This is a genomic window from Acidobacteriota bacterium, from assembly GCA_020349885.1.
Classification (GTDB): Bacteria; Acidobacteriota.
Map to the genome: position 1 here is coordinate 1 of CP070701.1, position 13,877 is coordinate 13,877.

Here is a 13,877-nt window from a genome sequence, read left to right on the forward strand (position 1 = left end):
TACCCCGAAGTCAAGCATTCGGCGGTCCGGGCGCGCACTCCATCTGGCGCCGACGAGGAAAAGCTTGCCGACTCCCTGAAAATAGGGGATAATGAAAAGCGTGCCGGGGTGGCGGAACTGGCAGACGCAGGGGACTCAAAATCCCCCGGGCCTCGCGCCCATGGGGGTTCGACTCCCCCCCTCGGCACCAGCCGTGTTTGCGGGCAAGGGCCCGGGTTTTTTTCGCTACCGAAGGTTCTATCCTAGACCGCCATGAGCAAGCTGAACTTTCTCACCGCCGGCATTCCCCACAGCGCCAAAGGGGCGAGCGTCCTAGAGGGGCTGCGCGAGGTGAAGCGCCTCGGCCTCGACGGCATGGAGCTCGAGTTCGTCCGGGGCGTGTATATGCGTGAGCCGCAGGCGCGCGAGGCGGCCGGCGTGGCCGAGGGCGAAGGCCTCGCCCTCACCGTCCATGCGCCGTATTACATCAACCTCCACGCGAAAGAGCCGGAGAAGCGCAGGCAGAGCGCCCGGCGCCTGTACGAGGCGGCGCGCATCGGGCGGATGGCCGGCGCGGTGAGCGTCGCGTTCCACGCGGGCTTCTACCTCGGCGACACGGCGGAAAGTACCTACGCGAGCATCCTCGAGGGGACGAGGGCGGTGCGGGAGCGCCTCGAGCGAAACGGGAGCAACGGCGCCGCGCTCGCCCCGGAGCTTACGGGCAAGCCGACGCAGTGGGGCGACCTGGAGGAGTTGCTTCGCCTGAGCCGCGACGTCGAGGGCGTCGCCCCGTGCATCGACTTTGCTCACTGCCACGCGCGCTCGAACGGCAAGCACAACACCTACGAGGAGTTCACGGCCATGCTGAACCGGGTTGAGGAGGAGCTCGGCCGCAGCGCGCTCGAGCGCCTGCACATTCACGTCGCAGGCATCCGCTACGGCGCCAAGGGCGAGCTCAAACACCTCAACCTCGATGACTCGGACATGGACTACCGCGCGCTCCTGCGCGCCCTGCGGGACAAGAAGGTCGCGGGCTGGCTCGTGTGCGAGAGCCCGAACATCGAGGACGACGCGCGGCTTCTCAATAGAACCTACGAGGAGCTTTCGTGAAGGTAGACGTACGGCTCTTCGCGGCGCTTGCCGAGGCCGCCCGGACGCGCGGCGGGGCGGTGGAGCTTCCCGCGGACGCCTCGGTGCGGAGCGCGTGGGCCGCACTCGTGAAGGAAAATGGACGCCTAGAGCGCTTCGAGCGCTCCATGCTGTGCGCCGTGAACGCCGAGTACGCGGAGCTCGACGCGCCGCTCCGCGACGGCGACGAGGTGGCCTTTTTCCCGCCCGTGAGCGGAGGATGACGCGCCCGTGCACGTGCGGCTGACGACGGAGACGATTTCGCTCGACGCGCTTCGGCGGCGCGTGGCGCGCCCCGAGGCGGGCGCCGTCGCCGTGTTCGAGGGCGTCGTGCGCAATCACCATGACGGGAAGCGCGTGGACTACATTCACTACGAGGCGTACGACGAAATGGCCGAAAAAAAGATGCGCGAGATCGTGGAGCGCGCCGCCGAGGAGTTTTCCCTCTGCGACGCGGCCGTGGAGCACCGGACGGGACGCCTCGAGGTGGGCGACGTTTCCGTGGCCGTCGCCGTTTCCGCGCCGCACCGCGACGAGGCGTTTCGCGCCTGCCGTGGTATCATCGACGGGATAAAGCGCCTCGTCCCCATCTGGAAAAAGGAAGGAAACGACGAAGGCGCGGAGTGGGTGGAAGCCCCGCACGGCGGATAAAGTTTTATAGCTTACAAGAAATAAGAAAGGAGTCTTATGGGAGAAGCGGAACACAAAGAGAAATCCCCCGACCATGTGCGCTGCTACGTGCTGGGCGTAAGCGACACGCGCACCGAAGAGAACGACTTCAGCGGCCAGCTTGTGAAGGAGCTCCTCAAGGACAACTTCCACAAGGTGGTGGGCTACAGCATCCTCAAGGACGACAAGGCGAAGATTAAGACGGCCGTCAAGAAGCTTGCCGCCGACGACCGCGTGGAGGTCATCCTGCTCACGGGCGGCACGGGCATCTCGCCGCGCGACGTGACGGTCGAGGCGATCGAGGAAATCTTCGACAAAAAGATCGACGGCTTCGGGCAGGTTTTTCGCAGCCTGAGCTATGCCGAAGTCGGCCCGGCGGCCATCCTGAGCCGCGCGACGGCCGGCGTCATTCAGCGGAAGGTCGTGGTGGCCATGCCGGGAGCGCTCGAGGCCGTGCGCCTCGCCATGAACGACATCCTGCTCCCCGAGCTAGGGCACATGGTCTTCGAGGCCGGAAAAGGCTCTTGACGGATCGGTGTCCCGGCCTTCCGGATTGTGACGGCCCCGCCTCAACCTGCGGCGGAGACGATTTCCCGGAACGTTTTTAAGGGCTCCAGCTCGACGCCGCGGGAGAGGACGCACACCTTGAAGAGGCCGCCCATGCCCGTCGGGTCAAGGAGCGACAGGAGTCCCCGCCGCGCGGGGCCTTGGAATTTTTCGTCCCGCACGTAGCGCTCGGCGCCCATCGCGAGCAGGAAGGCGCACAGCTCGACGGTACGCGCCTCGAAGCCCCGCGCGCGCGCCGCGTCTTCAAGGTAGCTGAAATTGACGCTCGCCGTGATGTCCTTCTCGCCCGCGCGCTCGAGCGGGCGCGCGTCCACCGCGTGGCGGAAGTGGCACTTCAGGGTGCCGAGCCTGCGCACGGGGGAGTAGAGGGGCTCGGCGAGGTCGCCGTAGTCGAAGACCGCGGCGACGCCGCGCCCCGTCAGCGCCGCGACGTCCCCGAGCCACGCCTCGATCCCCGGCTCCCGGCTTTCCGGGCTCGAAGCCGGCGCCTCGACGCGCTGCCCCGCCTCCGCGTGCTCGGCGTAGCGTTCGAGATAGCGCCGCAGGGGGCCGTCGTCCGGGACGGACCGCCACGCTTCGGCGAAAGTTTCTCCCCGAAGCTCGACGTGGAGCGTTTCCCAGCCCCCGTCGTCCCTCCGGCGCGCGACCTCGACGGGAAAGGAATCGAGGAATTCGTTCGCGAGCACGAGGCAGCACTTGCCTCCGGGCGCGGAGAGAGCGCTTGGAAGCGGGTAGGGGAGCGCATCCGCCGGGAGTCCTTCCTTCACGAGGGAGGCCGCGCCTTGCGCGGCCGCCGGGTGGTTGTCGACCAGGACGTAGCGCACGGGGCGTGCCGGGGGGGAAAGCGCCCGGAGAACGCTCCGTGCCAGCGTTCCCGCTCCGGCGCCGAACTCGTAGAGCGTGTACGACGGGAGTGATGGGGCGAGGCGCTCCGCGAACGCCGCCACGAGCCCTCCGAACGCCGGCGTCATCTCGGGCGCCGTCACGAAGTCCCCCGCCTGGCCCGTGGGGTGTGCCCCGCGCATGTAGTAGCCGAGCTTCGGATGGTAGAGTGCTTCGCGCATGAAGCGCGAGAAGGGCAGGGCGCCTTCGCGGCGAATCGCCTCGCGTAGCAGGCGCTCCAGGGCCGCGCCGGCAGGTCTGGAAGGGGAGACGCTCATTAGTGGCCGCGCCGCAGCGGGGTAAGCATGACGGTACCGCAGGGGGGAAAGGGCCTGGACGCCTCTCGCGCGGCTACATCACGTCCAGGTCCATCACGTCCGCTTCGCCGAACGAGCGCTTTCGGCGCGACTCGAACTGGAGCGCCACGGCGCCTCGTCCTTTGGCCACGGGGCGCCACCGGGTGCCGCCTTTCGCGAGGAACGCCTCGCCTTTTTCGAGCGACAGCTGATCGTCTTCCATTTCGACTTCGAGCTCCCCCTCGAGGAGCAGGCAGAACATGTCTTTCTCGTTCTGCTGGGTTCCGCACTCGCCCTGGTACCGCGCGAGGTAGACCCAGTAGCCGTCGTCCACGAGCGCGACGGGCGTCGGCGCCGAGGGCTTAGAGCCCAACGCTCGAAACAGCCTCTCGCCCAGGTTGATTTTTTCCATCGTGTTCCTCGCTTTCGATGTTCCATGTCCGCGCCACCGTCAGGATTCGGATGCGGCGGGCGCCGCCGCGCCGGAGAGCGCGTGCGCACGCGCGGGCCGTGGCGCCGGTGGTGTACACGTCGTCGACCAGGAGCACGCTGCGCGGCCGGTTCCCCCGCATGCGCCGCGTCGGCGCAAAGGCGCGCCGCACGTTGCTCTTCCGCTCCGGAAGCGACAGCCCCACTTGGTTGGTGATGCGCGTATTGCGCAAAAGCTTCGCCGCCAGCGAGAGCCTCGCCACCAGCGAAAGCTTCTTGCGCAAAAGCGTCTTGAGCAAAAGCCTCGCCATCAGCGAAAGCCTCTTGCGCAAAAACCTCTTGCGCAGAAGTCTCGCCGCCGGAAGCCCCGCGTCTCGCGCCAGCTCCATGGCCAGGACGCGCACCGGCTCGAACCCGCGCGCCAAGCGCCGCGTCCAATGCGACGGCACGTAAGTCACTGCGTCCACGTTTTCCAAGATTCCGTGCCGCTCGGCCGCCTTCCGCAGGAACCGCGTCAGCACTCGCCCGGCGGAAAGGTCGGCGCCGTATTTAAATCCGTGCACCATCGTGCGGAGGCCGTCGCGGTAAAGCCCGAACGAGCGCGCCGCCTCGAAAGGCGGACGTTTGCGAAGGCACTGGCCGCAGTTGCGACTTGCTTGCACAAGCAAGTTCGAGCGCGCCGATCCTTCTCCTAGAAACGGCCGACCGCACGCCGCGCACACGGAGCTCAGGATTTCCGGCGCGGCCTCGCGGCAGGCATAGCAAATCGTCTCGCTCCTAAGGGCCGTGGCGGCACCGCACACCTTGCACTCCACCGCAAAAAGCAGATGCACAAGCGAGTCGACGACGGCCGCTCTCATGGAGCTTCCACCAGGGAGGGGGCGGCCATTTCCGGCGGCTGCGGGATCTCGAGGAATTCGAAAAGCGTCGGCGCCACGTTGGCGAGCGTTCCGCCGTCACGCAGCGAGAATTTCTTTCCCTCCGGCGTTACGGCCACGAAGGGCACGAGACTGGTCGTATGCGCCGTATGCGGGTCGCCGTTTTCGTCCACCATGCGCTCGGCGTTGCCATGGTCGGCCGTTACGAAGGCGCTTCCCCCCAGCGCAAGGGCCCGCTCCACCAGCTCGCCCACGTAGCCGTCGACCACTTCGCAGGCGCGCCGCGCCGCCTCGAAGTCTCCCGTGTGGCCGACCATGTCGGGGTTGGCGAAGTTCACGAGGATGACCTGCTTCTTGGGGCCCTGCTCCAGGCGCTGCAAGGCCTCCTCGGCAATGCCCCTGGCGCTCATCTCGGGCGCCTCGGCGTAGGTTTTGACCGCGCGGTTCGAGGGCACCAGCACGCGTTCTTCGCCTGAATACGTCCGCTCTTCGCCCCCGTTTAAGAAATAGGTCACGTGGGCGTATTTCTCCGTCTCGGCCACGCGGAACTGGGGAATGCGGTGGCGGCTCAGCGTTTCTCCAAAGATCCCCGCGAGCTTCCGCTTTGAATAGGCCGCGGGCAGCGTGAAGCGTTTGTCGTACTCGCTCATGCAGGCGAAGTAGCCCAGGCCGGGCCGCACGTCCGGGGTGAATTCCTTGAAATCCCCCTCCGTGAACGCGCGCGTGAGCTGGCGGGCGCGGTCTCCGCGGAAGTTGAAGAACACGACCGCGTCGCCCTCGCCGACGCGGTTTTCCTTCGGGGGGCCCACGACGTGCGGCTTCACGAACTCATCGGTCGTTCCGCCTCGATAGGAGGCGCGCAACGCGTCCAGCGGGTCGAGCGTCCCGTGCCCTTCCCCCTTGACGAGGGCATCGAAGGCCGCACGCGTGCGATCCCAGCGGTTGTCGCGGTCCATGGCGTAGAAGCGCCCCATGAGCGTCGCGAGCGTCCCCACGCCCGTCTCATTCATATAGGAAAGCAGGCGCTCGACGTAGCCCACGCCGCTTTCGGGCGGCGTGTCGCGCCCGTCCAGAAAGGCGTGGACCGCGACGCGCCGGCATCCCGCCTCCCGGGCGGCCCGAAGCAGTGCCTCGAGGTGCGCCTGGTGGCTGTGCACGCCACCGTCCGAAAGGAGGCCCATGAGGTGCAGGGCGGCGCCGTCTTCCCGGGCGCAGCGCAGCGCTTCCCGAATCACCGGGTTTTGAAAAAAGGCTCCGCTCTCGATGTCAGTGAAAATTTGCGTCAAAAGCTGAGGAACCGTGCGGCCCGCGCCGATGTGGAGGTGCCCCACTTCGGAGTTGCCGATGTAGCCGTCGGGAAGGCCCACCGCCAGCCCGGATGCCGTGAGAAGCGTCGAGGGATAGCGATCCGAAAGGCCGTACACGTGGCGCGGGTTCGCGGCCAGCACGGCGTTGTGGCGCGTCTCCTCACGCCATCCCCACCCGTCGAGGACGATGAGGAGGCAGGGGTACATGGGTCGGCCTAGGTGCCCGAGGCGGCCGAGTAAACCGGCGCTTCGGCAAGGCCCATTTCGTCGGGCGTGAGCTCGGTGCGAAAATCGAGCTCTGTGCTTCCCCATGTGCGGCAGCGCTCGCATCGGTCGCTCCAGGATTCGCTGGAGGCTCCGCAGCTTCGGCACACGTACTGAAGGGCAAGGACGCCGCTTTCTTCGATGACGCGCTTGTAGCTTTCGAGCGCCTCCGGAAGCGCGCCCCGACGCTCCCGGAGCTTTCCCATGAAGTAGTGAAAGGTGGGGGAGTGGGACACGCGCGACTCGATGGTGCGAAACTGCTTGTAGGCTTCGTCCATCATTTCGAGCCGGTGATAGAGCCTGCCCAAAAGGAATTGAGAGAGCACGTTGTTCTTCTCCGAGGCTGCGATCCCGCGAAACGCTTCGAGTGCCTTGTCCGGGCGCTCGGTGGCGAGGAAGTGTTCTTCCAGCATGGGGAGAAAGGCGAGCGATCCCGTGACGCGCATCCCCTCAACCCACGTTTCGACGCCTTCGCCCTCGCGGCCGAGGAACATCCGGGCTTTTCCCAGGGCGACATACGCGGGCGCGAATTTCGGCTGCTCCTTCACGAGCCGGCGAAGAATTTTTTCCGCTCCCTTGAAATCCTTGGCCTCGATGAGCGCCGTTGCCTTGCAGTAGGGAAGCACGTACTGGCACTCGGGGCGCGGGTCATCGCGGCGCTCCGACTCGGCACGCTTCTGGATCTGCTCGTACACGTCCTGCGCGCGGTCCCACTCTCCCGCCGCCATGTGGATGTCCAGCAGGAGCAGATTTCCCTCCTCCCATCGCGCCGGGTGCTGCTTGAGCGCGTGGCGCATCGTGTCGACCGCCTCGTCGCGGCGTTCGAGCGCCATGAGATCACGCGCGATTTCAACTTGGGGCGCCCAAGCCTCTGGGGTTTGCGCGAGAAGTATCTGATGCTCCCGAAGCGCTTCCTCGGCCCGCCCTTCCAAGCGGTGCACGTGCCCGAGCCACAGGCGGGCGCGCGGATGGTCGGGTTGAGTACGTAGCGCGTCCGCCAGAAGGCGCTTTGCGTCCGCGAGCCGCGCTTCCATGATGGCGTCCATCGCGGCGAACGTGAGGGCGTCGGCGCGGGCGGCCTCCTTCTTGCCCACGCGGCCTCGCCACTTGCCCGCGAGCGCCTCGGCCTCCCGAAGACCCAGCATGATGACCGAGACAAGAAGACCGAGCACGAACGCCAGGATGATCACCAGAAGCGTCGGCATGCGGTAGACGCCAAAGAACTCGAATTCTTGCCCCAGGATGTTCCGGTTGGCGTCGGCGATGAAGGCAAGCACGACCAGAATCGCCAAAAGAAGAATGAGCTTAACCGTAGTCCAAGGACGCATCTCGTATTACACTCTCACCCAAGGAGTATATCGCAAACGTGGCAAAAAAGCCAAAGCGGTTCGTTTTTTTGGCGCAGAGGATTTTTGCTTTCCTGCGCTCAAATAGGATATACTGTTGGGATAGGTTAAATATAGGCTTATGATGACGGCAAAACACTATTTTATGGAGGATTGTTACCATGAAGCGATACCTGACTCGTGTTTTCGTGTTTGCCCTTTTCCTGATACTCGGTTACTCGCTCCACCCCTGGGAGCTCAACCGCTGGGAGGGCATGGGGCTGGGCGCGGTGCTGGGGCTTGGGATGCTCTACCTCGAGCGGCGCATTCCGCAGATGTCCCTCAACGTCGTCCTTGGCGGCTGGGTGGGCATCATGTGCGGCGCCCTGGTCGCGTTCCTCATCAACAAGGCCATCGCCGCCTCGACCACCGCCTACCGCCACCACATCGAGTTCGTCTACGTGGCGACGCTTTTGTTCATGGGCTACCTGGGGCTTCGCATCGGGGCGCATTTTGGCCAGTGGCTTGACTCGAACACCATCAAGGCGCTTTTCGGGGACAAGACCCCGAGCACCATCAACAAGATCCTCGACACGAGCGTGATCATCGACGGCCGCATCGCCGACATCACGGAGGCGGGCTTCATCGAAGGGGACATCATCGTTCCCCAGTTCGTCCTGCGCGAGCTCCAGCACATCGCCGACTCGGCCGACTCCATCAAGCGTACCCGCGGCCGCAAGGGGCTGGACCTGCTCCAGCGGATGAAGAAGAACAAAAACATCAACGTGGTCATCATGGAGGCCGAGTTTCCCGAAATCCGCGAGGTGGACCTCAAGCTCATCGAGCTGGCGACCCGCCTCGGCGCCAAGGTCATCACGAACGACTTCAACCTCAACAAGGTGGCGCGCCTTCGGGGGGTGGACATTCTGAACGTCAACGAGCTGGCGAACGCCCTCAAGCCCATAGTGCTTCCCGGAGAGCTGATGGAGATCTTCATCCTCAAGGAGGGCAAGGAGCGCACGCAGGGCGTGGGGTACCTCGACGACGGCACCATGGTCGTCGTCGACGACGGGCGCCGCCACATCGGCCAGACGGTTTCCATCACGGTCACGTCGGTCCTTCAGACCACTGCGGGCAAGATGATTTTCGGCGAGGTGGCGGGCTCCGGCGAGTCGCGCTCGCATGCCGATCCCGCGTCGGGCCATGGCGGCGGCCGCTCCGAACCCCCGCACTATCGCGAGCGCGGCGGGTACCGCGCGTAATCGCTTCCCTTCGGAGCGCGCATCCCGCTGGCGGGGATGGGACAAGGCAAGAAAGCGATGAGCGCCGGGCAGGGCAGCCGGATAGTCGAGCGGTTCGACAGCGAGCTGCTCAAGGGGAATCCCCTCGGCGACCCGAGCGAGAGGGATCTTACAATTTACCTGCCTCCCGGCTACGGGGAGAGCGCGAGCGAAAGATACCCGACCCTTCTTGCGGCGGCGGGATTCGCGGGGACCGGGGCGGCGCTCTTCAACGTCGACCCCCTGGGCGAGGATCTCAAGGAACGCCTCGACCGGCTCATCGGCTCCGGCGCGTGCCCGCCTCTTATCGTCGTCGCCCCGGACTGCTTCACCCGCCTCGGGGGCAGCCAGTACATCAACTCGACGGCCGTCGGCCCCTACGAGGATTACCTGCTGCAGGAGATCGTACCGTTCGTGAGCGGGCGCTACCGGACGGGGAGGTGGGGAATCTTCGGAAAATCCTCCGGGGGCTACGGTTCCCTCGTGCTCGGGATGCGCCACCCGGAAATCTTTGAGGCACTCGCCGACCACTCGGGGGACTCGAACTTCGAGCTCTGCTACCTGCCCGACGTTCCCGACGCCCTGGAGCGGTTCCGTGAGGCGGGGGGGCCGGCCGCGTGGCTCGAGAAATTCTGGGCCGACGTCGACCGGAAGGGGAAGGAGTGGGCGAAGGCGCTCAACGTGCTGGCCATGGCGGCCCACTATTCTCCCAACCCCGACTCTCCGCACCTCGGGATCGATTTCCCTTTCGACCTGGAGACGGGCGTTTTCAGGCCGGAGGTGTGGGAGCGGTGGCGCGCGTGGGATCCCGTCAACATGGTCGCAAGGTACGCGGAGAACCTGAAAAAGCTGCGCCTCGTCTACCTAGACTGCGGCGCGAGGGACGAGTACAACCTACAGTGGGGAGCGCGCGCTCTCGCGGCGGAGCTCGGGCGGCACGGCCTCGCGGTGCGCTACGAGGAGTTCGACGGCGGCCACCGGGCCGTCTCCTACCGCTTCGACGTGAGCCTGCCGCTTCTCGCGAAGGCGCTTGCATAAAGAAAACCCGTTCGCCCTCCCCTGTCCCCGGGGTAAACGGAGTCCCGACGAAGACTCGTCGCTCGCACTCTGTTAGAATAGCGAAGGAGCAAAACACCATGCCCGTCTACTCGCACTCGCGCCTGACCACGTTCGAGCAGTGCCCGAAGAAATTCTACTTCCGCTACGTCAAAAGGCCGGACGTTCCCGAGTTCAAGGGCATCGAGATGTTCCTTGGCAGCGTCGCGCACAAGGCGCTGGAGAACCTCTACCGCGCCCTCCTCGTGAGCAAGGTTCCGGCGAAGGAAGACGTCGTGAAGGACTACCACAGCGTCTGGGAGAAGGAGTGGGGCGACGACGTGACGATCGTCAAGGAACAGTACACCGCCGACGACTACCGCCGCACGGGCGAGCGCTGCGTCGCCGATTATTACGACAAGCACCACCCGTTCGACGGCGAGGGCCGCATCCTCGGCCTCGAGGAGAACGTGCGCTTTGCCCTCGACGACGCGGGGCAGTACAGGATGCAGGGCGTCATTGACCGCCTCATGGAGCCCAAGCCGCGCGAGGTCGAGATACACGACTACAAGTCCTCCATGCGCCTTCCCTCGCAGGACGACATGGAGAAGGACCGGCAGCTCGCGCTCTACGGCATCGGAGTCCGGCAGACAATGCCGGACGTCGGGCGCGTTGAGTTCGTCTGGCACTACCTCGTGTTCGGGCGCGAGATCCGCGTCTCGCCCACCCCGGCGAAGGTCGAGGACACGCGCCGGTGGGCGGTTTCCACAATCCGCCGTATCGAGCGTGAGGAAACGTTCGAGCCGCGCGAATCGGTCCTCTGCAACTGGTGCGATTTCCAAAGCGTCTGCCCGGCGAAGAATCCCGCGCCGCCCAAGGTCACCCCCGAGCGCCGCGAGGCCCTTAAGGAGGGCGCCGCGCTCGTGGACAAGTGGGAGGAGCTGGAGGGGCGAAGGAAAACTCTCGAAAAAGGAGATCGACGAGGCGAAGGAGCGGCTCAGGGAGCTCGCCGAAAGCTGCGAGATCGATTCCTTCGAGGGGGCGGAAAAAGCGGCCATGGTCCGGCACAAGGAATACCTCGCCGCGCCCACGATCGACTCCGGGAACCGCGCCCCCCTGGAGGAGTTCCTTCGGCGGGAGGGCCTGTGGGAAGAGTTTTCCGAGCTGAAGCACGCCGCCCTCAACAAGGCGTTCCTCACGGGCCGATTCGACGACCGGCTTCAGAAAAGAATCGAGAAATTACTCGACCGGCGCGACGAGTGGAAGATCAGCCTCAAGAAGAAGGGGTAGGGGAGGCGGCTACTTGGATCGGCGGCCGGTCAGCAGCCGCCAAAGCCACGTCAACGGGTCGTAGAACCGGTCCACCACCCTTTCCTTGAGGGCGATGATGGCGTTGTCGGTGATCGTGATCTTCTCGGGACACACCTCGGTGCAGCACTTCGTGATGTTGCAGTAGCCGATGCCGCCCTCGTCCTTGAGGTACCGGAGGCGGTCGGCGACGTCCAGCGGGTGCATCTCGAGCCCCGCGGTGCGCACCAGGAAGCGCGGCCCCATGAAGGCGTCCTTCAGATCGTGGTCGCGCAGGACGTGGCACACGTTCTGGCAGAGGAAGCATTCGATGCACTTGCGGAACTCCTGCGCGCGCTCCACGTCGTGCTGAAAAAATTTCCAGTCCGCGTCGGCCTTCGGCGTAAACGGCGTGATCCGCTTGTTGGTCTCGAAGTTCCACGAGACGTCCGTCGCCAGGTCCCTGATGACGGGAAACGTCTTGATGGGGGTCACGGTGAGGGGCTCGCCCTCTGGGAACAGGTCGAGGCGCGTCATGCACATCAGGCGCGGCCGGCCGTTCACCTCGGCGCTGCAGGAGCCGCATTTTCCCGCCTTGCAGTTCCAGCGGCACGCGAGCTCGTTCGACTGCCGCGACTGGACGCGTAGGACGGCGTCCAGCACCACCATGCCTTCCTCGACCGGCACGCGGTATTCCCGTATCTCGCCGCCCTGGGCGTCGCCGCGGAACAGGCGCAGCGTGAGGTCCGACATCACGCGCTCTCCCCTTCGAGCAATTTTTTCAGCTCGTCCGGCATTTCGGGAAGCGGCTCCTGGGCCACTTGCATCGCGCCGTCGCGCCTTCGAATCACGACGTTGACCTTCGCGAACGCCTTGTCGTAGTCGGGATAATCCTCGCGCGTGTGGGCGCCGCGGCTTTCCTTCCTCTCCAGCGCGGCGCGCGCGAGCAGCTCGCTCACCGTCAGGAGATTCTTTAAATCAATCGCCTCGTTCCAGCCGGGGTTGTACTGCCGGGTGCCGCTCACCTTGACGCCGGAGGCGCGCTTGCGAAGCCCGGCGAGCGCATCGATGGCCGCGCGCAGGTCCTTCTCGTTCCGGACGATGCCCGCGTTCTTTTCCATCATATCTTGAAGGGCCTCGTGGACGACGAAGGGGTTTTCCCCTTCGCTGCGGTTGAACGACTCCAGCAATTCTTTCGCACACGCTTCCGCCTCGGCCAGGTTGACGCGCGGCTTTTCCCGGAGGGATTTTGCGTATTCCGCCGCGCCCTGTCCCGCGCGCCGGCCGAACACGACCAGGTCCGAGAGCGAGTTGCCGCCCAGGCGGTTCGCGCCGTGCATGCCCCCCGCCGCTTCCCCGGCGGCAAAGAGGCCGGGCACGGTCGCGGCCTGCGTCTCCGGGTCCACGCGGACGCCGCCCATGGCGTAGTGAGCCGTGGGGCCGACCTCCATCGGCTCCTTCGTGATGTCCATCCCGGCCAGCTCCATGAACTGGTGGTGCATGCTGGGCAGCCGTCTCTTGACGTACTCGGAGTCCATGTAGGCGATGTCGAGAAGAACGCCGCCGTGCGGGCTGCCGCGCCCCTCGCGCACCTCGCTCACGATGGCCCGCGCGCAGACGTCGCGCGTGAGAAGCTCCGGAGGGCGGCGCGCCTGCTTGTCTCCCGCGAGCCAGCGGGAGGCTTCCTCCTCCGAGGCGGCCACGTCGTTTTTGAACGCTTCGGGAATGTAGCTGAACATGAAGCGCTCGCCCTTCGAGTTTTTCAGGACGCCGCCGTCTCCGCGCACGCCCTCGGTCACGAGCGTGCCGCGCACGCTCGGCGGCCAGACCATGCCCGTCGGATGAAACTGCATGAATTCCATGTCGACCATGTCCGCGCCGGCTTCGTAGGCGAGAACGTGGCCGTCGCCCGTGTACTCCCACGAGTTGGAGGTCACCTTGAAGGCCTTGCCGACGCCCCCCGTGGCGAGCACGACGGCCTTCGCGCGGAACAGCACGAACAGCCCGCTCTCGCGGAAGTAGCCGAAGGCGCCCGCGATTCTTTCGCCGTCCTTCAGCAAGTGGGTGATGGTGCACTCCATGTGGACGTCCATGCCCGCGTGCACGCCCCTGTCCTGGAGGGTGCGGATCATCTCGAGGCCCGTGCGGTCCCCCACGTGGCAGAGCCGCTTGTAGGTGTGGCCTCCGAACGCGCGCTGCGATATGCCGCCCACGGCCGTGCGGTCGAAGATCGCGCCCCACTCCTGGAGCTCGCGGACGCGCTCGGGGGACTCCATGGCGTGGAGCTGCGCCATGCGCCAGTGGTTGAGCATCTTGCCGCCTTTCATCGTATCGCGGAAGTGGACTCTCCAGGTGTCCTCCGGGTCCACGCTCGCAACGGCCGCCGCCATGCCCCCTTCGGCCATGACCGTGTGCGCCTTCCCGAGGAGCGACTTGCAGACGAGGCCCGTTTTCACGCCCAGGGCCGACGCCTCGATGGCCGCGCGCAGCCCCGCTCCGCCCGCGCCGACGACCAGCACGTCGTAATCGCGTGTTTCGTAGCTCGCCATGG

At 65.8% G+C, this 13,877-nt stretch carries 14 protein-coding genes and 1 tRNA gene; 8 read left to right on the plus strand and 7 right to left on the minus strand.

The window, feature by feature from the left end:
* The first annotated feature begins 102 nt into the window (after positions 1–102).
* The 5 genes from JSV08_00005 (at position 103) to JSV08_00025 (ending at position 2,304) form a co-directional block, all read left to right on the plus strand.
* Positions 103–190 (plus strand) — tRNA-Leu (locus JSV08_00005).
* A 62-nt stretch (positions 191–252) separates the two neighbouring features.
* Positions 253–1,089 carry a TIM barrel protein gene (locus JSV08_00010; GenBank protein UCF80849.1) on the plus strand — a complete coding sequence of 279 codons (837 nt, stop codon included), beginning with the start codon at positions 253–255 and terminating at the stop codon, positions 1,087–1,089.
* The gene (gene moaD, locus JSV08_00015; protein UCF80850.1) at positions 1,086–1,331 is read left to right on the plus strand and encodes a molybdopterin converting factor subunit 1; all 246 of its coding nucleotides are present in this window, start codon (positions 1,086–1,088) and stop codon (positions 1,329–1,331) included. Before JSV08_00010 ends, moaD begins: the two co-directional genes overlap by 4 nt.
* Before the next feature lie 7 nt (positions 1,332–1,338).
* Positions 1,339–1,758, plus strand: coding sequence for a molybdenum cofactor biosynthesis protein MoaE (locus tag JSV08_00020; GenBank protein UCF80851.1), 420 nt, complete (start codon positions 1,339–1,341; stop codon positions 1,756–1,758).
* A 36-nt stretch (positions 1,759–1,794) separates the two neighbouring features.
* On the plus strand, positions 1,795–2,304 hold the full coding sequence (locus JSV08_00025; GenBank protein UCF80852.1) for a molybdenum cofactor biosynthesis protein MoaB: 510 nt from the start codon (positions 1,795–1,797) through the stop codon (positions 2,302–2,304).
* A gap of 41 nt (positions 2,305–2,345) precedes the next feature.
* Here the strand turns inward: JSV08_00025 and JSV08_00030 are convergent, their stop codons facing one another.
* From JSV08_00030 to JSV08_00050, 5 genes are all read right to left on the minus strand, one after another.
* The gene (locus JSV08_00030; GenBank protein ID UCF80853.1) at positions 2,346–3,503 is read right to left on the minus strand and encodes an SAM-dependent methyltransferase; all 1,158 of its coding nucleotides are present in this window, start codon (positions 3,501–3,503) and stop codon (positions 2,346–2,348) included.
* Positions 3,504–3,576: 73 nt separating this feature from the next.
* On the minus strand, positions 3,577–3,933 hold the full coding sequence (locus JSV08_00035; GenBank protein UCF80854.1) for a hypothetical protein: 357 nt from the start codon (positions 3,931–3,933) through the stop codon (positions 3,577–3,579).
* Positions 3,884–4,810 (minus strand): ComF family protein, encoded by a 927-nt coding sequence (locus tag JSV08_00040; protein UCF80855.1) that lies wholly within the window; start codon positions 4,808–4,810, stop codon positions 3,884–3,886. Before JSV08_00040 ends, JSV08_00035 begins: the two co-directional genes overlap by 50 nt.
* The gene (locus JSV08_00045) at positions 4,807–6,342 is read right to left on the minus strand and encodes a 2,3-bisphosphoglycerate-independent phosphoglycerate mutase (GenBank protein UCF80856.1); all 1,536 of its coding nucleotides are present in this window, start codon (positions 6,340–6,342) and stop codon (positions 4,807–4,809) included. The genes JSV08_00040 and JSV08_00045 overlap by 4 nt, the downstream gene beginning before the upstream one ends.
* An 8-nt stretch (positions 6,343–6,350) precedes the next feature.
* Positions 6,351–7,727: a tetratricopeptide repeat protein gene (locus JSV08_00050; GenBank protein UCF80857.1), complete on the minus strand. Its 1,377-nt coding sequence runs from the start codon at positions 7,725–7,727 to the stop codon at positions 6,351–6,353.
* A 179-nt stretch (positions 7,728–7,906) separates the two neighbouring features.
* Here JSV08_00050 and JSV08_00055 point away from each other — a divergent pair, with 179 nt between their 5' ends.
* The 3 genes from JSV08_00055 (at position 7,907) to JSV08_00065 (ending at position 11,418) form a co-directional block, all read left to right on the plus strand.
* Positions 7,907–8,986, plus strand: coding sequence for a PIN domain-containing protein (locus JSV08_00055; GenBank protein ID UCF80858.1), 1,080 nt, complete (start codon positions 7,907–7,909; stop codon positions 8,984–8,986).
* Positions 8,987–9,043: 57 nt separating this feature from the next.
* On the plus strand, positions 9,044–10,042 hold the full coding sequence (locus JSV08_00060; GenBank protein ID UCF80859.1) for an esterase: 999 nt from the start codon (positions 9,044–9,046) through the stop codon (positions 10,040–10,042).
* Positions 10,043–10,140: 98 nt separating this feature from the next.
* The gene (locus tag JSV08_00065; protein ID UCF80860.1) at positions 10,141–11,418 is read left to right on the plus strand and encodes a PD-(D/E)XK nuclease family protein; all 1,278 of its coding nucleotides are present in this window, start codon (positions 10,141–10,143) and stop codon (positions 11,416–11,418) included.
* Here the strand turns inward: JSV08_00065 and JSV08_00070 are convergent.
* Positions 11,339–12,079: a succinate dehydrogenase/fumarate reductase iron-sulfur subunit gene (locus JSV08_00070; GenBank protein ID UCF80861.1), complete on the minus strand. Its 741-nt coding sequence runs from the start codon at positions 12,077–12,079 to the stop codon at positions 11,339–11,341. The genes JSV08_00065 and JSV08_00070 overlap by 80 nt on opposite strands.
* Positions 12,079–13,875, minus strand: coding sequence for a fumarate reductase/succinate dehydrogenase flavoprotein subunit (locus JSV08_00075; GenBank protein UCF80862.1), 1,797 nt, complete (start codon positions 13,873–13,875; stop codon positions 12,079–12,081). Before JSV08_00075 ends, JSV08_00070 begins: the two co-directional genes overlap by 1 nt.
* Between the last annotated feature and the right edge of the window lie 2 nt (positions 13,876–13,877).